The sequence below is a fragment of the Flavobacterium sp. genome (assembly GCF_029945805.1).
Lineage (GTDB): Bacteria > Bacteroidota > Bacteroidia > Flavobacteriales > Flavobacteriaceae > Flavobacterium.
In genome coordinates this window covers 50,949-72,602 of sequence record NZ_JAQSDH010000035.1, presented here as the reverse complement: position 1 = coordinate 72,602, position 21,654 = coordinate 50,949, and the positions used below count along the sequence as shown (strand labels likewise).

21 protein-coding genes are annotated in these 21,654 nt (G+C 36.3%); 20 read left to right on the top strand and 1 reads right to left on the bottom strand.

Annotated elements, in window-relative coordinates; translation table 11 throughout:
- Positions 1-208: 208 nt before the first annotated feature.
- The 7 genes from PSU83_RS08815 to PSU83_RS08785 all read left to right on the top strand — a co-directional run bounded on the left by PSU83_RS08815 (position 209) and on the right by PSU83_RS08785 (position 6,587).
- Positions 209-2,452 (top strand): M1 family metallopeptidase, encoded by a 2,244-nt coding sequence (locus tag PSU83_RS08815; RefSeq protein ID WP_300588973.1) that lies wholly within the window; start codon positions 209-211, stop codon positions 2,450-2,452.
- Positions 2,453-2,564: 112 nt separating this feature from the next.
- Positions 2,565-3,020, top strand: coding sequence for a hypothetical protein (locus PSU83_RS08810; protein WP_300588972.1), 456 nt, complete (start codon positions 2,565-2,567; stop codon positions 3,018-3,020).
- Positions 3,021-3,463: 443 nt separating this feature from the next.
- A complete protein-coding gene (locus PSU83_RS08805; protein ID WP_300588970.1) occupies positions 3,464-3,631 on the top strand; it encodes a hypothetical protein in 168 nt (55 codons plus the stop codon).
- A gap of 146 nt (positions 3,632-3,777) precedes the next feature.
- The gene (locus PSU83_RS08800) at positions 3,778-4,116 is read left to right on the top strand and encodes an HPF/RaiA family ribosome-associated protein (RefSeq protein WP_300588968.1); all 339 of its coding nucleotides are present in this window, start codon (positions 3,778-3,780) and stop codon (positions 4,114-4,116) included.
- A 151-nt stretch (positions 4,117-4,267) separates the two neighbouring features.
- On the top strand, positions 4,268-4,873 hold the full coding sequence (locus PSU83_RS08795) for a DUF2238 domain-containing protein (RefSeq protein WP_300588966.1): 606 nt from the start codon (positions 4,268-4,270) through the stop codon (positions 4,871-4,873).
- A gap of 224 nt (positions 4,874-5,097) precedes the next feature.
- Positions 5,098-5,724, top strand: a complete 627-nt coding sequence (locus tag PSU83_RS08790; protein WP_300588964.1) for a Crp/Fnr family transcriptional regulator — start codon at positions 5,098-5,100, stop codon at positions 5,722-5,724.
- A gap of 74 nt (positions 5,725-5,798) precedes the next feature.
- The gene (locus PSU83_RS08785; protein WP_300588962.1) at positions 5,799-6,587 is read left to right on the top strand and encodes a sulfite exporter TauE/SafE family protein; all 789 of its coding nucleotides are present in this window, start codon (positions 5,799-5,801) and stop codon (positions 6,585-6,587) included.
- A gap of 196 nt (positions 6,588-6,783) precedes the next feature.
- Here the strand turns inward: PSU83_RS08785 and PSU83_RS08780 are convergent, their stop codons facing one another.
- Positions 6,784-8,091: a M20/M25/M40 family metallo-hydrolase gene (locus PSU83_RS08780; protein ID WP_300588960.1), complete on the bottom strand. Its 1,308-nt coding sequence runs from the start codon at positions 8,089-8,091 to the stop codon at positions 6,784-6,786.
- 266 nt (positions 8,092-8,357) lie between these two features.
- On the opposite strand from PSU83_RS08780, the gene PSU83_RS08775 reads away from it, so the two are divergent.
- The 13 genes from PSU83_RS08775 to PSU83_RS08715 all read left to right on the top strand — a co-directional run bounded on the left by PSU83_RS08775 (position 8,358) and on the right by PSU83_RS08715 (position 21,565).
- A complete protein-coding gene (locus PSU83_RS08775; RefSeq protein ID WP_300588958.1) occupies positions 8,358-9,776 on the top strand; it encodes an MBL fold metallo-hydrolase in 1,419 nt (472 codons plus the stop codon).
- A gap of 24 nt (positions 9,777-9,800) precedes the next feature.
- Entirely contained in the window at positions 9,801-10,118 is a 318-nt protein-coding gene (locus tag PSU83_RS08770) for a rhodanese-like domain-containing protein (RefSeq protein ID WP_300588956.1), read from the top strand.
- Between the two features lie 46 nt (positions 10,119-10,164).
- Positions 10,165-10,377, top strand: a complete 213-nt coding sequence (locus PSU83_RS08765; RefSeq protein ID WP_300588954.1) for a DUF2892 domain-containing protein — start codon at positions 10,165-10,167, stop codon at positions 10,375-10,377.
- Between the two features lie 11 nt (positions 10,378-10,388).
- Entirely contained in the window at positions 10,389-11,222 is an 834-nt protein-coding gene (locus PSU83_RS08760) for a methyltransferase domain-containing protein (RefSeq protein WP_300588952.1), read from the top strand.
- Positions 11,223-11,230: 8 nt separating this feature from the next.
- The gene (gene trxA / locus PSU83_RS08755) at positions 11,231-11,569 is read left to right on the top strand and encodes a thioredoxin (protein ID WP_300588950.1); all 339 of its coding nucleotides are present in this window, start codon (positions 11,231-11,233) and stop codon (positions 11,567-11,569) included.
- A gap of 23 nt (positions 11,570-11,592) precedes the next feature.
- Positions 11,593-11,730: a hypothetical protein gene (locus tag PSU83_RS08750; protein ID WP_300588948.1), complete on the top strand. Its 138-nt coding sequence runs from the start codon at positions 11,593-11,595 to the stop codon at positions 11,728-11,730.
- A gap of 207 nt (positions 11,731-11,937) precedes the next feature.
- Entirely contained in the window at positions 11,938-13,377 is a 1,440-nt protein-coding gene (locus PSU83_RS08745) for an FAD/NAD(P)-binding oxidoreductase (protein WP_300588947.1), read from the top strand.
- Positions 13,378-13,418: 41 nt separating this feature from the next.
- Positions 13,419-13,550, top strand: a complete 132-nt coding sequence (locus PSU83_RS08740; RefSeq protein ID WP_300588945.1) for a hypothetical protein — start codon at positions 13,419-13,421, stop codon at positions 13,548-13,550.
- 26 nt (positions 13,551-13,576) lie between these two features.
- A complete protein-coding gene (locus PSU83_RS08735; protein ID WP_300588944.1) occupies positions 13,577-13,807 on the top strand; it encodes a hypothetical protein in 231 nt (76 codons plus the stop codon).
- Positions 13,808-13,890: 83 nt separating this feature from the next.
- Positions 13,891-15,489 (top strand): hypothetical protein, encoded by a 1,599-nt coding sequence (locus PSU83_RS08730; RefSeq protein ID WP_300588942.1) that lies wholly within the window; start codon positions 13,891-13,893, stop codon positions 15,487-15,489.
- A 203-nt stretch (positions 15,490-15,692) separates the two neighbouring features.
- Positions 15,693-16,010, top strand: a complete 318-nt coding sequence (locus PSU83_RS08725; protein WP_300588940.1) for a hypothetical protein — start codon at positions 15,693-15,695, stop codon at positions 16,008-16,010.
- 67 nt (positions 16,011-16,077) lie between these two features.
- Positions 16,078-20,430, top strand: coding sequence for a CusA/CzcA family heavy metal efflux RND transporter (locus tag PSU83_RS08720; RefSeq protein WP_300588938.1), 4,353 nt, complete (start codon positions 16,078-16,080; stop codon positions 20,428-20,430).
- A gap of 7 nt (positions 20,431-20,437) precedes the next feature.
- The gene (locus PSU83_RS08715) at positions 20,438-21,565 is read left to right on the top strand and encodes an efflux RND transporter periplasmic adaptor subunit (protein ID WP_300588936.1); all 1,128 of its coding nucleotides are present in this window, start codon (positions 20,438-20,440) and stop codon (positions 21,563-21,565) included.
- Positions 21,566-21,654 lie beyond the last annotated feature (89 nt).

Below are 21,654 nucleotides of genomic sequence, written 5' to 3'. Positions count from 1 at the left end.
CTAATCTCTTCTATTTTCTTTCCATATTCAACAAAGATAAATTTTATCAATGTTGCGTTAGGTTCTTGAATTCTCTGATTACAACTAAATCGATACATAACTTTGCAACGCTATCCCTTTAAACGATTTTTAAATCTTTGTTAAAAAAGCAACAAAAGAATTGTAAAATCGCCTACTTTTAAATTCCATAAAAGATGGAATACAAACTATGAGCAAATCCTACTCCCAAATTGCACTGATAGCACTAGCACTGCTTTCGATCGCTAATCTCTCGGCACAAACTCCAGTTAGTTCTACTTACGATTACCAAGCCGCATTCGCTAACAATTTTTATACCAATAACGGCACAGAAACTCGATCGGCAAGCGGACAACCAGGCCCAAAATATTGGCAAAACAAAGCCAATTATGAATTAAAAGCTAGCCTCAATGAAAACAGTAGCGAGATTACAGGAACAGAAATCCTAACCTACACTAACAACAGTCCAGATAAAATGGAATTTTTATGGTTGGGCTTGGACCAAAACCTATTCCAATTAGATTCGAGAGGGAATGCTATAGTTCCACTATCAGGTAGCCGAAATGCCGCGAGAGGTCAAGTCTTTGATGGTGGATTTAAAATCAAATCGGTAAGCCTGATTACATCTAAAAATGGAAAAACCACTGAACTGGCTGCCAAATATGTTATTACAGATACTAGAATGCAAATCCTTCTCCCTGAAGCTCTGAATGCCAACGGAAGTAGTATCAAATTTAAAATAGACTTTTCGTTTACTGCGCCACTATACGGTTCTGACCGAATGGGTGTGCAGGAAACCAAAAATGGTAAAATATTCAGCATCGCACAATGGTACCCAAGAATGTGTGTTTATGATGATATTAGCGGATGGAACACCACACCTTACACGGGTCCTGGAGAGTTTTATTTAGAATATGGCGATTTTGATGTAACCATTACGGCACCCGTTAACCACATTGTAGTATGTTCAGGTGAATTGGTCAATCCTGCCGAAGTGTACACTACCGAGCAACAACAACGTTGGGCAGCCGCTGTCACAAGTGATAAAACCGTAACCATCCGTGCTGCAGATGAAGTAACAAATCCTGCGTCAAGACCTGTGGGCAAATCCACTCTGAACTGGCATTTTAAAATGAAAAACAGTCGCGATGTGGCTTGGGCTTCTTCTGCTGCCTTTATCATTGATGCGGCAAAAATCAATTTGCCAAGTGGTAAAAAATCACTAGCCGTAGCTGCTTATCCTATCGAAAGTAATGGAAATAATGCTTGGGGACGTGCTACAGAATATACTAAAGCGAGTATCGAAAATTACTCTAAACGATGGTTTGAATACCCTTATCCTGCCGCTATAAATGTGGCTTCTAATGTTGGTGGTATGGAATATCCCGGCATTGTATTTTGTGATTATGGAGACAAAAACGAAAGTTTATGGGGCGTTACTGATCATGAGTTTGGCCACAACTGGTTCCCTATGATTGTAGGCTCTAACGAACGCTTGTTTGCTTGGATGGATGAAGGCTTTAATACCTTTATCAACGCTATTAGCACTGCCGAATTTAATAATGGCGAATACAAACAGACTGAAAGGGACAGACACCGATCTGCGAATAGATTGACCTCACCCGACTTAGAAATCGTAATGAGTTCGGCTGCGAATAGTAAGGAAATTAACAGCGGAACGTTAGGCTATTCTAAACCGAGTGTTGCACTTGAAATTTTACGGGAACAGGTGATAGGGAAAGAGCGCTTTGATTATGCTTTTAAAACCTACATTGACCGTTGGGCATACAAACATCCTCAACCCGATGACTTCTTCAGAACAATGGAAAATGCCGCCGGTGAAGACCTCAACTGGTTTTGGAGAGGCTGGTTTACTAACAATTGGCGACTAGACCAAGGCATTCGTTCGGTACTGTACAAAAAAAACAATCCTTCTTTGGGCGCAGAAATAACCATCGACAATTTAGATAAAATGGTACTGCCCGTGATTGTGGAAATCAAAACCAAAAGTGGCAACGTAAAACGAATACAACTTCCAGTAGAAATATGGATGCGGGAAAAAAGCTGGACTTTCAAATCGGATACCAATGAAGAAATTGAAAGCATTACACTCGATCCCGATCATGTTTTCCCCGATTATAATGAAGCTAATAATAGTTGGACCGCAGCCAATGGCGTGTTGGAAAAAGATGTTATTATTGCAGAGTATATCGGAACTTTTTCTAACAAACAATTGGGTTTTAAAGTCGTGTTGACTGAAGTAAACGACTTGTTACGCGCGACCTTAACGGATAATACTAGATTTAGTTTAGAGCCTTCGGGAGCAAACAACTTTAAGTCAAACCGACGCGGTATCGAGTTTCAATTCAATGAACCTAAAACATCGTTTACCTTTTTACAAAACGGAAAGAGTTTTGTACTGACGAAAGAGTGATTTTTTAGACTTCTTAGACTAGTTAGACTTCTTAGAATGTTAGATAGTTAGATTTTTAAGTATCTTTATACCAGTATCATACTAAGTGTGAATTTTTTAAAAACAAAACACTATGAAAAATGTACTAATCCTTCTGGTAGTCTATATTTTCTTTGGCTTCAGTACCAAAACAGCACCCGAGCTTACGCTTAAAATTGTAAAAATACAATGGGTCGGAGAAGGCAAATACGATATCGGAGTAGAACTCCATAACGATTCCAAACAAAAAATTAGTTTTTTAAGTATGTATTGCTCTGATAGTGGCTTTTATTCAACCACCAACGAAAATGTTACGGTAGTTCCAAAACCGTGTGACAAAAATTTTCCAACTAAGGTCACCATCCTACGAAACAAATTCCGCACGGGAACCCTTCAACTCGAATTAGCAAAAAATTCTAAACAGGAGCACTTTAAAGTAGGCTTTCGATTTATAGAAATTCCAGAAACCATACAATTGACTGAATTCGATACCACAGCAGCTAAGGTTATAACCGTATGGTCGAATACGATTCAGTTAAAAACACGGTAATAGCTAAAAGCTTTTACGTTCGCTTTTAGGTAATAATTCATTCGTCACACTGAATCTTTTAAAGTGCCAGCTGCAAGTACTAAATGGCAATTGAGAAAGTCCTTCGACAGGCTCAGGAGGACATCGTCGGTTTAATTGGTTTTATTTACATGAGATAAGCCTTCTTTTAAGAAAAATACAATTCATTATTCCGTAGTAACTTTTAGCTTAGCCCTTCCTGAGCAGAATACAATAACAATTTTGCAAAATTCCATAACACTAACCAGCTGTGATCAACCTAACTTTATAATTTAAAACTTATAATTATGGAAAATACGAATAGGGATACAGCTGCAGTAGCTGCCCCACAACACAATTGGCAACATCCAGAAACTAACGAATCCTATACTACTGATCACAGCCACTATATTGGTGATGATGCAGAAGAACTAAGCATCTATGCTATGGCAAGCAGTGACGATCCTGATCCAGTTGAAAAAGATGATGATGATGACGACTCACAAGATGCTAATACCGTAGAATCGGGCGACTGGGGTCATGTAGATCCGGCGGAAGGCAACAGTCCTTTTCCCGACAGCACCGATCCAAGCGGTCCGGGAAGTGCAGTATAAAAATTTGTTAAACAGTGCAGAACTACGCAATGGTTTCTTCTATCTTCGTATTTACTGCAACAATTTTTAAAAAAAAATAAAGCAGATTAGATTTGTTAAGTACCTAGCGAGGTATGGAACTACAATAAAAAACAAAACACCCTTTTATGAAAATTCAATTTAACACCGACAAAACAATTAGCGGCGAGGAACGAAATCAAAACCACTTTACGAGCGTAATAGAAGAAAGCCTAAAACGCTTTGAAAACCACATCACTCGAATAGAGGTTCACTTGTCTGACGAAAATGGAAAAAAAGACGGAATAAACGATACCGTTTGTTTACTAGAAGCACGTTTAGAAGGGAGAAAGCCAATAGCGGTTTCATGCAAGGCAGATTCTGAAATAGTGGCACTAACGGGCGCTACTACTAAATTGAAAGCTTCGTTAACTACAATATTAGGACGCATACAAGATCAAGAAAAAGAAAATACTAGAATGCAGTAATATTCGTTTGTCAAAAATGTATCTTTGCTATAGTATTATATATCAAAAAAACCTCACTTCTGCGAGGTTTTTTTAATTTAAAATAGATAAATTTAGAGTAGTACCCTTTGAAGATTTTACAACTCTGCAAGGAAAAAAAATAAAAAGCAATATGTCCAAAACACTCCGCCTCTACCTCGCGCTATTCTTCCTAGGACTTCTCTTTTCTGCAGTATATCCAAAAGAAATTTTCACTTGGTTTCTTGAGGTCATCCCCGCTGTGTTGGGCTTAATCGTATTAGCATTTACCTACAAGCGCTTTGCATTTACCACCTTTACGTATGGCTTTATTTTAGTGCACTGCTATATCCTCTTTATCGGTGGTCATTACACCTATGCCGAAGTACCCTTGTTTGACTGGATTAAAGAAGTGCTGCACCAATCCCGAAATAATTATGATAAAGTAGGGCATTTTATGCAAGGCTTTGTACCTGCAATGATTGTACGAGAGCTATTTATTCGTAAAAATGTTGTTGCAAATCGAAGTTATTTCAATTTTATTATTGTGGCAACTTGCCTCGCAATAAGTGCCGCTTACGAATGGCTTGAGTGGGGAGTTTCTTTAGCTACTGGTGACGGCGGCGATGCGTTTTTAGGTACACAAGGCGATGTGTGGGACACTCAATCGGACATGCTGTTTGCCACCATTGGTGCGGTTTGTATGGTGGTACTTTTTAGCAAGTGGCAGGATAAAGCACTTAAAGGTTTAGGGGAGTAAACCAACCCCGCCCTTCGGGCAACGGCCTTAAAAATTTGGTATGGCTCGCCTTTTTTTTGGGGAGACGGCATGGTTTCCTTTTAAGTAGTAATATACCTTTCATCTCTCTTCTTCCATCATTAGAAATAACTTTTTACATTTACAAAACCCTTTGAAAATACTTCCCTAATTTTAAAAGTGTAACTTTACGCTATCAATTCATTTTTAGCCAAAACAGTACTACTATGGTCCAAAATCTAAAAACATTATATCCGTCCTTTTCCAATGCCTTGTTAGAAGATATCAAAGCCAACGCCGTTGAACAGTCTTATGCCTCAGGTGATATCATCATGAGAACAGGGCAATACATACGCAATACTATTTTGGTCCTGAGCGGGAGTATAAAAGTGTACCGGGAAGGAGAAGATGGAGGCGAATTTTTTATGTATTACCTTCAGCCCGGACAAGCCTGTGCCATTTCCATGATTTGTGCTACCAAAAGTGAAAAAAGCCAGATTATGGCAAAAGTCGATGAAGATGTAGAACTAGTTATGATACCGTTAGCACTAATGGACAAATGGATGATGCAGCACCGCTCGTGGTATGAATTTGTGATTAGTACCTACCGAAGTCGTTTTGAAGAAGTACTCGAAGTAATAGATAATATTGCGTTTAGAGCGATGGACGAACGACTGGAGTTTAACTTAAAACGACACAAAGAGGCTTGCGGTTGCAACGATTTAAAACTTTCGCATCAGGAAATTGCTGGAGAATTAAATACCTCACGAGAAGTAATTTCCCGCTTATTAAAAAAACTCGAACAGCGTGGCGATTTAAAATTACACCGCAATCATATCGAATTTTTAAAGTAAATCACGCTGTGTGATAAAAGTTACCCATTTCAAAAGTTGAAGGGTTCATATTTGTACCATAAATTTATGCACTTATGGAGTATATTGGTTATTTAGCATCGATACTCATCGGAATCAGTTTGGGACTAATTGGGGGCGGCGGTAGCATATTAACTGTCCCAATAGTCGTCTATTTATTTCACGTTAATCCCAAATTAGCAACCACCTATTCCTTATTTATTGTAGGTTTCACGGCGGGTATAGGAGCGATCCGTCATTATCGAATGGGGAACATTAAGCTCAAATCAGCAGCTTTATTTGCAGTACCCTCTTTAGTAACCATCATCTTGGTACGAAAAATGGTGTTGCCACAATTGCCCGAAACATTTTTTACCATCAATGGTTTTATCCTTACCAAGGATATTTTTATTATGGCCTTTTTTGCCGTGCTCATGATTGCGGCTTCGTACTCCATGATTAAAAAAAACAACCAAGCATCGGTTCCGGTTGCTATTAATTCCTCGAAAGTAATGCTAATTGGAGCTTTGGTGGGTATTATAACCGGATTTTTAGGAGCTGGAGGTGGTTTTTTAATAATACCAGCCTTACTTTTTTTTACGGGTATCAACATGAAAGAAGCCGTAGGCACTTCATTATTGATTATAGCCATTAACTCCTTATTTGGTTTTTTAGGCGATGTGATCAACGGCGTAAGTATCGATTATACTTTTCTTTTTACGATTTCCCTATTTGCTTCAGTTGGGATTTTTATTGGAACTATGCTTTCTAAAAAAATTGACGGCACCAAATTAAAACCGGCTTTTGGTTGGTTCGTTCTGGTTATGGGAATCTATATTATAATCAAAGAACTATTCTTAAAATAACTACAGTAAATAATAAAGCGTTTATCTATTCCTGAAATTTCTTTTATCTACCGCAAAAAATAAGAAGTCCTTTTTGGATTAAGCAGATGGTTAGGTTATTGCAGCTTATTCCAAATCATAACGTTCGTTTTTAAATTATGATTTGGCCTGTTTTTATAGTTAAAAATACTATACTAAAAGGATCCAATCTGATCTTTTAGAACTTTACTTTAAAGATCATGATTTGCCCATTCCTAATTAGGCTTACGTCTTTTTCATCTCCCGAATTGATTTTCGCTAAACATTCCATATAACTATAGACTTCTTTGATTATACAATCACCAATTTTAGTAATTATATCACCCGTTTGAATTCCGGCTAGTTGCGCAGGTCTATTTTCGGTTACTCCATCAACATGAAGTCCATCACCATATTCCGCATAATCAGGCATTATCCCTAAAGTTACTTTGTATTTTGGAATATTTTTTTCAGCAATAATTTTGGTTTTGGTGAACTCAATCTTATCTAATTGAGCAACCGCATTGGCAGATTTGTATACATAATTTACAATATTTTCTAATCCGTGATAATTAATTTTATCTTCATCATCACTCGGTTTATGATAATCTACATGAGTGCCTGTAAAAAAGAATAAAACTGGAATATCTTTTAAGTAAAATGAAGTGTGATCCGATGGTCCAATTCCTGATAGTTCTTGCGTAATCTTATATCCGGCAGGTTTGTTATTTTCTATAATTTCAGGAAAAGAAGGACATGTTCCCGCTCCGCCGACTATAATCGACTTTTTATCATCCAATCTTCCTATCATATCCATATTAATCATTGTTTCCACATTTGGATATATCGTTTTAAGATTTGATGCCATATGTTTTGAACCTAGTAAACCATCTTCTTCACCCGAAAATAGTGCAAAAATAAAATTTGCTTTTTCTTTAGTTCTGTTTTGAGAAAACATTCTAGCTAATTCTAAAACTCCCGAAACACCAGAAGCATTATCATCAGCACCATTATGAATTTCTCCATCAGAATTCATTTTGGTGGAATGATGGTGTTCGTTTAATCCCAAATGGTCATAATGAGCACCAATAATTATCGTTCTATCGGCTCCATTATCTAAATATCCGATTACATTGTTCCCTGTATTTGATTTACTCTGCGAAATGGTATCGTGAGGATTTAAGCGGATCGTGTAACTAAAACTTTGAATATAATTTTTATCATACGGTTTTATGCCCCTTTTTTTAAACTCAGAAATTAAGTATTTTGCTGCCACTTTTTCTTGTTTTGATCCCGTTAACCTTCCTTTCAAATCATCGGAAGCTAAAAAAGAAATATGCTTTTTAAGATTGGCAGGATTACAGTGTTCATCACCGTTTGAATTTACGCAATCTGCAATGAATACATCACTTTCATGAGCTTTTTTCTTTTGCAGATTACTTTCCTGAGCATATACGGATAGCGAAGAAACTATAAAAAATGTGATAAATAAATGGTACAGGCGCATCTTTCACTATTATATTTCCCCAAAAATACTAAATAAAGCTTGAAGATTACTTTTTCGAAAAATTATAGTTCCGAAAAGGCAACTTTAAAGTTTTTATATTAAACACAATTAAAAGATAAGATAAATAAATTTACATTTGACTGTTGATAGACATCGCAGTGATTCTGATTTTGCATAAAAAATAGCTATGTAACTTTTGTCACTATACAAACATCGCTCTTGCACTACTTTTGCATAGTAATTCAATATTTTAAAATTTAAGTGAAATGAAAATAGAACAAATCTACACCGGATGTCTAGCGCAAGGTGCCTACTATATTACTTCAGAAGGCGAGGCTGCCATCATAGATCCGCTGCGTGAAACGCAACCCTACATGGACCGATTAGAAAGAGATGGAGTGCAATTAAAATACATTTTCGAAACGCACTTCCATGCCGATTTTGTTTCGGGTCATTTAGATCTAAGTAAAAAAACTGGAGCCAAAATTGTTTATGGACCAACGGCTAAGCCTGAATTTGAGGTTATAACTGCCAGTGACAATCAAGAGTTTTCTATTGGAAAAATCAAGATAAAAGTAGTACATACTCCGGGACATACGATGGAAAGCGCCAGTTATTTATTGATAGATGAAAACGGAAAAGACTATGCCCTATTCTCTGGGGATACTTTATTTATTGGCGATGTAGGTCGCCCTGATTTGGCCCAAAAAGCCGCATCGATGACACAAGACGAATTAGCGGCAATTTTATTCCACTCGTTGCGAACTAAAATAATGACTTTGGCCGATGATGTAATTGTGTATCCAGCACACGGAGCAGGTTCTGCTTGCGGAAAAAACATGAGTAAAGAAACCGTTTCCACTATTGGAGAACAAAAAGCCACCAACTATGCTTTGCGTGCGAACATGACCGAATCAGAATTTGTTAAAGAAGTTACCGATGGTTTGTTGCCACCACCCGCTTATTTTGGGATGAATGTAGCGATGAACAAAAGTGGTATTGAAAGTTTTGATACCGTATTTAATAACGGGATGAAACCCATTCTTGCTTCCGAATTTGAAGTTGTTGCCGAAGAAACTGGAGCCCTAATTTTAGACACTCGAAACCAAAGTGATTTTGCTAAAGGATTTATTCCACAATCAATAAATATCGGAATTGCGGGTGATTTTGCTCCGTGGGTAGGCGCATTAATAGCTGACGTAAACCAACCTATAATTTTGGTTACCGAAATAGGAATGGAAGAAGAAACGGTAACGCGTTTATCTCGTGTTGGTTTTGATAATCTAATTGGGCATTTAAAATATGGTTTTAATGCGTGGAAAGAAGCTGGTTTTGAAATAGATACTGTTAACCGAATTTCAGCTGAGCAATTCGCCACTGAATTTAAACTGGGCGAAAGTAAGGTCATTGATATTCGCAGAGAAAGTGAGTACCAAGCCGAACATGTCGAAGAGGCTTATAGTCGTCCGTTAGCCTATATAAATGAATGGGTGAAAGACATCAACCCAGAAGAGCATTTTTATATGCATTGCGCTGGAGGATATCGTTCTATGATGGCAGCATCGATATTGCAGGCTCGAGGATATCGAAACTTTAGTGAAGTAGATGGCGGTTTCAATGCACTGCTAAACACATCGCTTCCTAAAACTGACTTTGTTTGTCAAAGTAAACTCTTAAACGCATAACAATTAACTTTTAATACATAGTATATGGGATTTTTAAACGCTATATTTGGTATTGGTACCAACAAAGAAACTATTACAAACCTAGTAAAAGAAGGTGCATTTTTAGTAGATGTGCGCTCGGGAGTTGAGTTTTCTGGAGGACATGTAAAAGGCTCAGTCAACATTCCGTTAGATCAAATACCAAGTCAACTTTCCAAATTTAAAGGAAAAGAGCACATCATCGTTTTTTGTAGAAGTGGTATGCGCAGTAGTCAGGCAAAAAGCATATTGGAACAAAATGGTTTTAAAAATGTGAGTAATGGCGGAACTTGGCAAAATATAAATGCTATAGTGCAAAAATAAACACTTAAAAAAACAACCTTAATCATAACCATTAAAACAGTATCGTATGAAAAAAAATATGGGTTCAACAGATAAAATCATTCGTATTCTTTTAGCCATTATTGTGGGTGCATTATATTTTACCAACGTAATTTCTGGAACACTGGCGATAGTTCTTGGTGCATTTGCAGTGATTTTTGTGCTTACAAGCTTTATTAGTTTTTGTCCTTTGTATGTGCTTTTAGGCATCAATACCTGCAAAAACCCAAATACTAAATAACACTCTAAAAAATGAGCGAAGAAAAATGTTGCATTGTCACTTGTGATTTGCCCTTAGACAAAACCTATTGGGACAATCAATACCAAGCTAATACCACAGGTTGGGATTTGGGACAAGTGGCGCCACCTATTAAATCGTACATAGACACATTACAAGATAAAAGCATCGCAATACTCATTCCGGGTTGCGGGAATTCTCATGAAGCTGATTATCTTTTACAACAAGGTTTTACCAACATCACCGTGATCGACATCGCACCAACCTTGGTTTATTCCCTTAAAACAAAATTTGGAGATAACAAAAACATCACGATAGTTCTGGGTGATTTCTTTGAACACAAGGGAGTCTATGACGTTGTTATCGAGCAGACCTTCTTTTGTGCATTGCCTCCCAGAATGCGTCAAAAATACGTTTGGAAAATGCATCAGCTTTTGTCTGAACACGGAGTACTTGCCGGATTGCTGTTCAATAGAGATTTTGAAATAAGCCCGCCATTTGGGGGTAGTTTGGACGAATACCAGCAGCTATTTCAGCATGCTTTTTTATTTAATACCCTCAGCACAGCGACGAATTCGGTTGCGGCAAGAGCAGGAAACGAATTGTTTATTGAATTCCGCAAAAACAATTTCACTCAAGTGAACTTATACCATTTTGAAGGAATTACGTGCAGTGGATGCAAGAAAACAGTAACTGAAAAGTTTCTTACTATCGATGACGCAATTACGGTGAGTATGAATACCGATTTTTCGGAAGTACTGATTGTAACTAAAAAACAAATAAAAATAAAGAAATTACAAGAGCTTATTTCGTACGATGAAAACTATAAAATAAGTAAAGTAAACTAAGTAGCATTATGGAAAATAACAGCACTCCGTTTGACGCACTAATTAACTCAGACAAACCGATATTGGTAGATTTTTATGCTACTTGGTGCGGTCCTTGTAAAATGTTAAGCCCGATTCTGAAAGAAGTAAAAGATAACTTCAAAGATCGGATTGCAATCATCAAAATAGATGTCGATAAAAACCAAGCTGCGGCAGCTCATTACCGCGTGAAAGGAGTTCCTACAATGATGCTGTTTCAAAATGGAATTCAACTTTGGAGACAATCTGGCGTACTTTCTAAAATCGAAATCATCGAAATAATCATGGAGAAAAGTACATGGCCCGAATTGCCTGGTCAAACAAAATAACTTAGATATTTAAATCTAGATAAATGATAAATTATATTATTTTCGGAATTATACTGCTACATCTGATTATTGGTTTTGGATGGTTGATATACAAACTCGAAATTCAAAAAGGAAAACCTAAAGATGACAACAGTGCAGATGTCGATAATCCCAAAGAATAACATACTCACATCATAAAAAAACAATGCTTATTACTAATAGAATTAGTAGAAAAACAACTTAAGAATTCTACAAAAAAGTTGTGATAAAATATCCTTTAGTTTAAAAATATAAAAAGAAGATTTCTACTACTGAAATCTTCTTTTTTATGTAATAAATGTCACTTACGAGCTCAAATTCATGTACTACCTTTATTAAAAATAAACAGGATGGCAAAAGTTGTACTATTAGGAGCTGGAATTGCAGGACACACTGCGGCGGCTCATTTAAGACGCAAGTTATCGAAGGAACATGAAGTAGTAGTAGTCTCTCCAAATCGAAATTACCAATGGGTGCCTTCTAATATTTGGGTAGGAATTGGAAGAATGAAACCGAAGAATATTATTTTTCCACTGGAACCTTTGTACAAGAAAAAAGGAATTGGCTACATACAATCCAAAGTAGTTTCGTTTCATCCAGAAGGTGAAGGTTCGGATAATAAACCTTTTGTATTGGTTGAAGGAGTTTATGGAACCACTAAAGGAACACAAGAAAAAGTCACTTATGATTATTTGATAAATGCCACTGGACCAAAATTAGCATTTGATTTGACAGAAGGTTTAAATCCTGGAACTAACAAAGCTTTTTCAGTCTGTACTTACGATCATGCAGAACATGCCTGGCAAGGATTGAGTGCACTAATTGAGAAACTAAAAGCATCAAAAGATAGTACAAATAAAGCGAAAATATTAATCGGAACAGGCCATCCAAAAGCTACTTGTCAAGGCGCTGCATTTGAATATATTCTAAATGTAGAACAAGAATTAAGTAGACATAAAGTTAGAGATAAAGTTGAAATCACTTGGATTTCTAACGAATACAAATTAGGAGATTTTGGTATGGATGGTATGTTAATGAGTGTTGGCGGAACCCCAATGCCTTCAGATGAATTAGTTGAAATGGTTTTTGCCGACCGGGGTATTAAATGGATCTTAGGCGCAGGAGTTTCAAAAGTAGAAGATGGTCTAGCGCATTACGAAAATTTAGAAGGAGAATATAAAACAGAATCCTTTGATTTTGCCATGTTAATACCTGCCTTTTCAGGTCACGGATTCAAAGCTTTTGACCAACAAAACAATGATATTACCGATAAGCTATTCAAAGGATTTATGATCGTAGATGCTGATTATACTCCCAGACCCTACGAGGAATGGACGGTGCAAGATTGGCCCGAAACCTATCAAAATCCGAGTTATCCCAACATATTTGCTCCCGGAATTGCTTTTGCTCCACCTCATGCCATTTCAAAACCTAGAAAAAGTATAAACGGAACAGACATATCTCCGTCACCACCACGAACAGGAATGCCTTCTGGAATCACCGCTAAATTAGTTGCCGATAACATTATCGATAGTATTAATTTGGGTAAATCATCAATGCATCACAAAGGTTCGATGGGAAATATGGGAGCTGCTTGTATTGCCTCATCAGGTTATGGAATGTTAAAAGGAAGAGGAATTAGTATCACTACCTTTCCAATAGTGCCAGATTATATTAAATATCCTAATTCTGGAGGAAGAGATTTAGGGAAAACAATTGGAGCACTCGGTTTGGCAGGCCATTGGGTAAAATTATCCTTACACTCGCCTTTTTATACAAAGCAAAAATGAAACCTTTCTGGTGGATTATCCCAGAATAAAAAACAAACATCATGACTAAAAAAATAACCCGCTTCCAAAAATTTGTAATGCACAATCCGTTTCTGCAATTCTTTATGTTTTTGTATTTGAATGTAAAAATATTGAGTGTTGTGGCGTTCGGACATGGAGGAACTAGAAAATAATAACGTAACTTTTTAAAAATAGAAAAATGAAAAAATCACTTACAATTACTGCACTAGCAATACTATTCTCTTTAAGCTTAAATGCGCAACAGCAAGAACCAGTTCAAAAGAAAAAGAAAGCCAAAACAGAAAAAACCTGTTCCACTGCCGAAAAAAAAGGCGGTTGTTGTGCCGATACTAAATCAGCAGAAAAAAAATCGTGTGACTCCAAATTAAAATCTGAAAAGAAGGGCGGATGTTGTTCGTCTAAAAAATAAAAAATATTATTAAATAATTTAGTTGTGGTGTCTGCGATACAATAGACACCACAACATTATACTTCTAATCTAAAAAACATAAAATGAAACTAATTTTAAACGTTGTAGTTCTATTTATAACAAACTTTATATTTTCCCAATCTACTTTTGATTATCAAGTACAATTAAATCCGATAACAATTCCAAACCTCCCCGGCATTCATTCTTATGCTTTTGGGCAAAGTAATGGCAAATGGTTGATTATTGGAGGACGTTTAGACGGTGTTCATGCACGCCAACCTTTTAATGCATTTCCGAACGCCAACAATAATACCACTATTTATGTGGTGGACGTAAACACACAACAATTTTGGTCAGCACCTGTAAATTCATTACCTACTGGCTTAAAAGAACAACTGCAATCGACCAATATGAATTTTCATCAAGATGGTGAAACCCTATATATAATAGGTGGTTATGCTTTTTCGGCAACAGCCAATGATCATATCACATTTAATAAATTAACTTCAGTTGATGTTCCCAATTTAATTAATGCTATAATCGCTGGAAACCCGATTTCATCTTATTTTAAACAAATACGCAATGAGGATTTAGCTGTTACTGGTGGACATTTAGGAAAGATTGGAGCTGCATTTTATTTGGTAGGCGGACAACGTTTTGACGGAAGATACAATCCAATGAACAACCCAACTTTTGTACAAACCTATACAAATAGCATCAAAAAATTTACAATTGATAATTCTGGGACGCAATTGAGTATTAGTAGTTATGAGTCAATTACTGATGCCGTTCATTTACACCGACGAGATTATAATTTAGTACCGCAGGTATTTCCTGATGGTTTAGAAGGATATACTATTTCATCTGGAGTCTTTCAAATAAATGTAAATTTACCTTTCTTATATCCAGTTGATATTAAAGCAGATGGCTATTTTCCGCAAACGGGTTTTAATCAATACTTAAGTAATTATCATTCGGGTATGGTTGGTTTATATGACGGCACATTAAATAGAATGCACTCGCTATTTTTTGGAGGTATTAGTCAATATTACTACAACGGAACCACCTTAGTACAAGACAATAACGTCCCTTTTGTAAAAACAATAAGCCGGGTTACTCGTTTTGCTGATGGTTCGTTAACCGAGTATCAATTACCTATTGAAATGCCAAATTTGAAAGGAGCTGGAGCCGAATTTATTCCAAACCCAAACTTGCCGCATTATGCAAACGAAGTGATAAAATTAAATGACATTATAGCAAATGAATTTGTCATCGGGCACATTTATGGTGGAATTCAAAGTGCAACCTTAAACCCATTTACAAACAATCAAACAACGACAACTTCGGCAGATAATGTCATTTATGAAGTAAAACTGACTAGAACTATTCCGCTTGGCGTTCAAGAAATTAATGGTAAAAATCCATTTTCATTTACAGTTTCACCAAATCCAACAAATAATGGAAAAGTAAGAATTGAATTCGATTTGCCGTACGCCACCACAATCGATTATTTTATCTCCTCAACAGATGGAAAAATCATTGACGACGGCGAAATTAATAGTACTCAGCAAGGACCTAATAGCATGAATTTCGAAATAGATAACGTTTCAAATCAAACCGTTATCGTCACATTTATTTTCGATAATAAATTTTATGTATCTAGAAAAGTGTTGGTACAATAGTGTTTACATCTTATTTGATCGTAAAGTAGAAATTAGGAAATTTATTTTCTTATCTAATTAAATTCTAAACAACGGTAGTACTATTAAAAAACAAATCAAAACGTATATCTTTGTTGTGCATGGTGAAATACTTTTCCATAATGTTCCTGTCCATTTATCTGTTCACTGTAGTACAGGTAAATGAACTGTTTAAAATACCTACTATGGTAGCTCACTATACTGAACACCAAGAAAGCGAACCAACTATTGGTTTTTGGAAATTTATTTGTATTCATTATATGCACGGGGAACGACACGATGATGATTTTAGTAAGGATATGAAATTGCCTTTTAAATCACACGGAACTGATTGCCAATGCAATATTGTATTCTATCCATCGGTTCAACATTATAACTTTACAGCTACTTTTTTCCCTAAAGAGTATAAACCACAAAGTTTTACCTACTCGTTTTCCTCGTACTCTAATTACCTTTCCACTATTTGGCAACCACCACAATTTAGTTACTATTTTTTTGTTTAAAGTTAAGCCGCAATAGATTTTTATTGAAGGCTAAAACGTATTTATAACTATTAATTTTAATTAAATTATGCTGAATAAAATCATTGCATTTTCTATAAATAATAAACTCATTATTGGGTTATTTATGGTAGCATTAGTTTCGTACGGAATTTACGAGACGACCAAACTACCCATCGATGCTGTCCCTGATATTACAGACAATCAGGTTCAAGTTATCACAATTGCTCCTTCTTTTGGTGCGACCGATATCGAACGGTTAGTTACTTTCCCCATTGAGCAAGCCAATAGTAACATCTCTGGAATGAAAGAAATTCGAAGTTTTTCCCGCTTCGGATTATCACTCGTAACCATAGTTTTCGACGATGCAACCGATATTTATTGGGCGCGACAACAAGTAGCGGAACGACTGCAAAAAGTACAAACCGAAATCCCTAAAGGCATCGGAACTCCAGAACTTGGACCAGTATCAACAGGTTTGGGCGAAATTTACCAATATGTAGTTCGTCCTGAGAAAGGCTACGAAAAAAAATACAACGAAACCGAATTGCGAACGATTCAAGATTGGATTGTACGGCGTCAACTTTTGGGCGTAAAAGGCGTCGCCGAAGTAAGTAGTTTTGGCGGAAAACTCAAGCAATATGAAATCGCCGTTAATCCCAACAAATTACAATCCTATGGGTTAACGATCGCAGACGTTTTTACTTCCGTAGAGAAAAATAACCAAAATACAGGAGGCTCTTATATCGAAAAAGGAGCTACTTCCCTATTCATTAGAAGCGAAGGTTTAATTGGTTCTGTTGAAGACATTCAAAACATCTCGATTAATACTAAAACTTCGGGAGCGCCATTATTCATTAGAGATGTTGCCGAAGTAAAAATTGGTTATGCTACACGCTATGGCGCTATGACCTATAACGATCAGGGCGAAGTTTCTGGTGCGGTAGTCATGATGTTAAAAGGAGCCAACAGTAGTGATGTGATTAAAAACGTCAAAGAACGCGTGGCTCAAATTCAAAAAACATTACCCAAAGGCGTCATAATTGAACCCTTCTTAGACCGAACTAAAATGGTCAACAACGCCATCGGAACTGTAGAAAAGAATTTACTAGAAGGCGCACTAATTGTAATTTTTGTCTTGGTGCTATTTCTAGGGAATTTAAGAGCGGGTTTGTTGGTTGCTTCTGTCATTCCGCTTGCGATGCTTTTTGCCATTATTTTGATGAATACTTTTGGTGTTAGCGGTAACTTAATGAGTTTAGGTGCATTAGATTTTGGATTGATTGTGGACGGAGCGGTGATCATAGTGGAAGCCGTCATGCACCAACTGAGTCATAGTAAAAAATTCAAAAACGTACAGCAGCTGTCTCAAAAAAACATGGATTCCGAAGTGCAAACTTCGGCCAGCAAAATGATGAACAGCGCGGTCTTCGGACAGATAATTATTCTTATTGTCTATTTACCGATTTTCACATTGGAAGGTATTGAAGGTAAAATGTTTAAGCCTATGGCACAAACGGTAGCGTTCGCTTTATTAGGTGCTTTTATTTTATCATTGACTTATATTCCAATGATGAGTGCCTTATTTTTAAGTAAAAAAATCAAGCACAAGCCTAATCTTTCCGATAGGATTATGCAAAAAATAGAACGGAAATACCAACATTGGTTGGAATCTATTTTAAACTTTCCAAAGGTTGTAATTGCCAGTGTCATTGCATTATTTATTACTGCAATAATCACACTTTCGTTTTTAGGAGGTGAATTTATTCCAGCACTTGAAGAAGGCGATTTTGCTGTAGATACTCGAGTTTTAACGGGAAGTAATTTGAATACTACTATCGAAAGCACTCAAAAAGCAGCACATATTCTTAAAACACAATTTCCCGAAGTTGAAAAAATCGTGACTAAAATTGGTAGCGGTGAAGTTCCAACCGATCCTATGCCAATGGAAGCCAGTGACATGATGGTCATTCTAAAAAACAAATCCGAATGGACCTCAGCAAAAACATTCAACGAATTAGCAGACAAAATGGGTAAAGCGCTTGAAGACGTTCCCGGAATTACCGCTGGTTTTCAATATCCGGTACAGATGCGCTTTAACGAATTAATGACTGGTGCGCGTCAAGATGTAGTATGTAAAATATTTGGAGAAAACCTCGATACATTAGCGGTTTACGCTGCTAAACTGGGAAAAATTGTCACTACAGTAGAAGGCGCGCAAAATTTATTTGTCGAACCCGTAACTGGGATGCCGCAAGTGGTGATCGAATACAACCGGCCTATAATAGCACAATACAATCTCTCTATTGACGACATTAATAAAGTAGTAAATACAGCCTTCGCAGGTCAAAGTACGGGTCAAGTTTTTGAAGGGGAAAAACGTTTTGAGTTAGTTGTTCGGCTAAATAACAATCAAAGAAAAAACCTCGATGATATTCAAAACTTGTTGGTTCCGACACCAAAAGGCACGCAAATTCCACTTTCACAATTAGCGAACGTTAGTATCAAAAATGGCCCAAATCAGATTCAGCGGGAAGATGCTAAAAGACGAATTGTAGTTGGATTTAATGTTAAAGGCCGAGATGTTCAAAGCATCGTGACCGAATTACAAGAAAAAGTAGATAAGCAAATTAAACTACCAACAGGATACTATACAACTTACGGAGGTGCATTTGAAAATTTGAAAAAAGCAAAAGATCGATTGATGATTGCGGTTCCCGTTTCCTTGTTGCTGATTTTTCTATTACTGTTTTTCGCATTCAACTCCGTTAAACACAGTTTGCTAATTTATTCGGCAATTCCATTATCTGCCATAGGAGGTATCTTCTTTTTGGCTATGCGAGGAATGCCTTTTAGTATCAGCGCGGGCATCGGATTTATTGCCTTATTTGGGGTTGCCGTTTTGAACGGAATTGTATTAATATCTGAATTTAACCAATTAAAATCTGAAGGAATGACCGATTTAAACCGAATTGTTTTAATGGGAACCAAAGTGCGTTTACGTCCCGTTTTGATGACTGCTTTTGTAGCTTCATTAGGTTTTTTACCAATGGCATTGAGCAATGGCGCAGGAGCTGAAGTACAACGCCCTTTAGCTACCGTAGTTATCGGCGGATTACTGATTGCTACTTTTTTAACGCTATTTGTGTTGCCGATTTTATATATAACTTTCGACAAAGGGATACGATTCAATGCTCCACAAAAGACCGTAAATACTATTATTATTTTGTTTATGTTATCGGTTGGCTCAGCCAATGCGCAAACAAAAATAGGTTTGGAGGAAGCTTTGAAAACAGCTATAAAAAATAATGCTTCAGTAAAAAGTGAACGATTAAAAGCTGAGTATCAACAAAAGTTAATTAAATCCGCAACCAATCTTCCGACTACAAACTTGGTGGGCGACTTTGGTCAAATCAATAGTTATTACAATGACAATCGATTGGGAATTTTACAAGCTTTTGATTTTCCAACCGTGTACAGCAGACAACGGAAATTGTATACAGAAGAATCTAAAAAAGCCAATATCGCAGTTACTATGAAAGAAAGCGAGTTGAAAAAAGAAGTAACGCAAACCTTCTACTCCTATCTTTATCTTCTAGAAAAAGAAACATTACTATTAAAGAGTGATACTATTTTTGGTGAATTTGTTAGAAAATCAGACTTGCGATTCAAAAAAGGGGAAAGCAATATTTTGGAAAAGACTACAGCTGAAACCCAACGAGGCAACATCAAAATGCAATTGATTCAACTAGTACAAGAGAAAGAATTGGTAAAAAGTCAGTTTCAATTATTATTAAATTCTGAAACAGATATTGAACCCAAAAACGATATTTTAAAATTAGTTTTAGATCAATCGATCGATAGTACTTTAATACTGCAACATCCAAATTTGAAGTTTTTAGAACAACAAAAAATGGTCAGTAAAGCCGCTACCAAACTTGAAAAATCTAAAGTATTGCCCATTATAACGCTCGGATACAATACTACGACAATCACGGGAACGGGCGCAGATAATGTACTTTATGACAAATCAACTCGTTTTCAGTCGGGGCAAGTTGGTTTGGGAATACCACTATTTGGAGGTTCGCAAAAAGCTAAAATTGAAGCTTCAAAAACGGGTGAATCACTAGCGGAAAATGAGTATCAGAAAGAAAAAATGATGCTTCAAAAGCAGTATCAATCTGAACTTTTACATTACAAAAACAGCGTTGAAAAAATGACTTATTTTGAAAAAACGGCCGTTCCGAATTCAGAAATAATAACCACAACAGCCAACAGACAGTTTTTAAATGGCGACATCAACTATCTGGATTGGGTAATGCTAATCAATCAAAGTATTGCTATTAAAAGTAATTACCTCGATGCCATCATGAATCAAAACGATGCTGTTATTCAGCTCAATTATCTTACTTCAAAATTATAAACGTACTATGAAAAATATAATCCTACTATTTGGAATGCTATTCTTGCTGACAAATTGCAACAGCAAAAAAGAGGAGCCAGTAACCGAAACCACAGTTGACACTTTAGTGACTTTGACCGCAGCACAATTAAACAACAGTAAAATCGAAATTGGCACATTAGAAAAACGAAGTATTTCGTCAACACTTCAAGTTAATGGCCAGATTGATGTTCCACCACAAAATATGGTATCGGTAAGCATGCCGTTAGGCGGTTATTTAAAGTCGACAAAACTCTTACCTGGAATGCACATCTCCAAAGGCGAAGTTATTGCGACTATGGAAGACCAACAATACATTCAGTTGCAGCAAGATTATTTAACTACCAAATCAAAACTGTTTTTTGCTGAAAAAGAATACGAACGCCAAAAAGAGTTGAATCAAAGTCAAGCCAGCAGTGATAAAGTTTACCAACTTGCAGAATCAGAGTATAAAACGTTGCGAATAACTTTGAGTGGATTGGGCGAAAAATTAAAATTAATTAATATCAACCCCAATGCACTTTCTGAAAAAAATATCTCTAAAAGTGTGAATATTTATTCGCCAATAAATGGTTTTGTATCTAAAGTGGATGTGAATATTGGGAAATATGTGAATCCGGCAGATGTCTTATTTGAATTAATCAACCCTTCAGATATTCATCTGAATTTGAAAGTATTTGAAAAAGACGTTACCAAACTGACTATCGGTCAAAAAGTAATAGCGTTCACCAACAACCAACCGGAGAATAAGCATGAATGTGAAATCATTTTAATCAGTAAAGATTTGTCAGCAGACGAACATACCGCAGAAGTGCATTGTCATTTTGAATCATATGACAAAACATTATTACCCGGAATGTATATGAATGCAACTATAGAAGTAAAAAGTAACGATGCTTTAACGTTGCCTGAAGATGCTGTCGTAAATTTTGAAGGAAACACCTATGTTTTTGTAGCGGATGAAAAAAATAAATTTCAAATGACTGAAGTAAAAATCGGGACTGCCGAAAACGGATTTGTGGAAATTATAGTCGATGAAACTTTAAAAAAGAGTCAATTTGTAACGAAAGGCGCTTATACACTTTTGATGAAATTAAAAAATAAAGAAGACGAATAAAATTTAATTGATTTCATAAAAAAAGTGCTTGAGTAATCAGGCACTTTTTTTTATAATTCGAATTCATTGTGTTGCATATTGAATTTCAG

Bases quoted from the DNA above. Each gene is read 5' to 3' on its own strand.
- PSU83_RS08750 (WP_300588948.1), top strand. From the start codon at position 11,593: ATGATAAATTATATTATTTTCGGAATTATACTGCTACATCTGATTATT.
- PSU83_RS08745 (WP_300588947.1), top strand. From the start codon at position 11,938: ATGGCAAAAGTTGTACTATTAGGAGCTGGAATTGCAGGACACACTGCG.
- PSU83_RS08815 (WP_300588973.1), top strand. From the start codon at position 209: ATGAGCAAATCCTACTCCCAAATTGCACTGATAGCACTAGCACTGCTT.
- PSU83_RS08785 (WP_300588962.1), top strand. From the start codon at position 5,799: ATGGAGTATATTGGTTATTTAGCATCGATACTCATCGGAATCAGTTTG.
- PSU83_RS08775 (WP_300588958.1), top strand. From the start codon at position 8,358: ATGAAAATAGAACAAATCTACACCGGATGTCTAGCGCAAGGTGCCTAC.
- PSU83_RS08740 (WP_300588945.1), top strand. From the start codon at position 13,419: ATGACTAAAAAAATAACCCGCTTCCAAAAATTTGTAATGCACAATCCG.
- PSU83_RS08790 (WP_300588964.1), top strand. From the start codon at position 5,098: ATGGTCCAAAATCTAAAAACATTATATCCGTCCTTTTCCAATGCCTTG.
- PSU83_RS08725 (WP_300588940.1), top strand. From the start codon at position 15,693: ATGGTAGCTCACTATACTGAACACCAAGAAAGCGAACCAACTATTGGT.
- PSU83_RS08800 (WP_300588968.1), top strand. From the start codon at position 3,778: ATGAAAATTCAATTTAACACCGACAAAACAATTAGCGGCGAGGAACGA.
- PSU83_RS08765 (WP_300588954.1), top strand. From the start codon at position 10,165: ATGAAAAAAAATATGGGTTCAACAGATAAAATCATTCGTATTCTTTTA.
- PSU83_RS08770 (WP_300588956.1), top strand. From the start codon at position 9,801: ATGGGATTTTTAAACGCTATATTTGGTATTGGTACCAACAAAGAAACT.
- PSU83_RS08735 (WP_300588944.1), top strand. From the start codon at position 13,577: ATGAAAAAATCACTTACAATTACTGCACTAGCAATACTATTCTCTTTA.
- trxA (WP_300588950.1), top strand. From the start codon at position 11,231: ATGGAAAATAACAGCACTCCGTTTGACGCACTAATTAACTCAGACAAA.
- PSU83_RS08760 (WP_300588952.1), top strand. From the start codon at position 10,389: ATGAGCGAAGAAAAATGTTGCATTGTCACTTGTGATTTGCCCTTAGAC.
- PSU83_RS08805 (WP_300588970.1), top strand. From the start codon at position 3,464: ATGGCAAGCAGTGACGATCCTGATCCAGTTGAAAAAGATGATGATGAT.
- PSU83_RS08730 (WP_300588942.1), top strand. From the start codon at position 13,891: ATGAAACTAATTTTAAACGTTGTAGTTCTATTTATAACAAACTTTATA.
- PSU83_RS08780 (WP_300588960.1), bottom strand. From the start codon at position 8,091: ATGCGCCTGTACCATTTATTTATCACATTTTTTATAGTTTCTTCGCTA.
- PSU83_RS08715 (WP_300588936.1), top strand. From the start codon at position 20,438: ATGAAAAATATAATCCTACTATTTGGAATGCTATTCTTGCTGACAAAT.
- PSU83_RS08810 (WP_300588972.1), top strand. From the start codon at position 2,565: ATGAAAAATGTACTAATCCTTCTGGTAGTCTATATTTTCTTTGGCTTC.
- PSU83_RS08795 (WP_300588966.1), top strand. From the start codon at position 4,268: ATGTCCAAAACACTCCGCCTCTACCTCGCGCTATTCTTCCTAGGACTT.
- PSU83_RS08720 (WP_300588938.1), top strand. From the start codon at position 16,078: ATGCTGAATAAAATCATTGCATTTTCTATAAATAATAAACTCATTATT.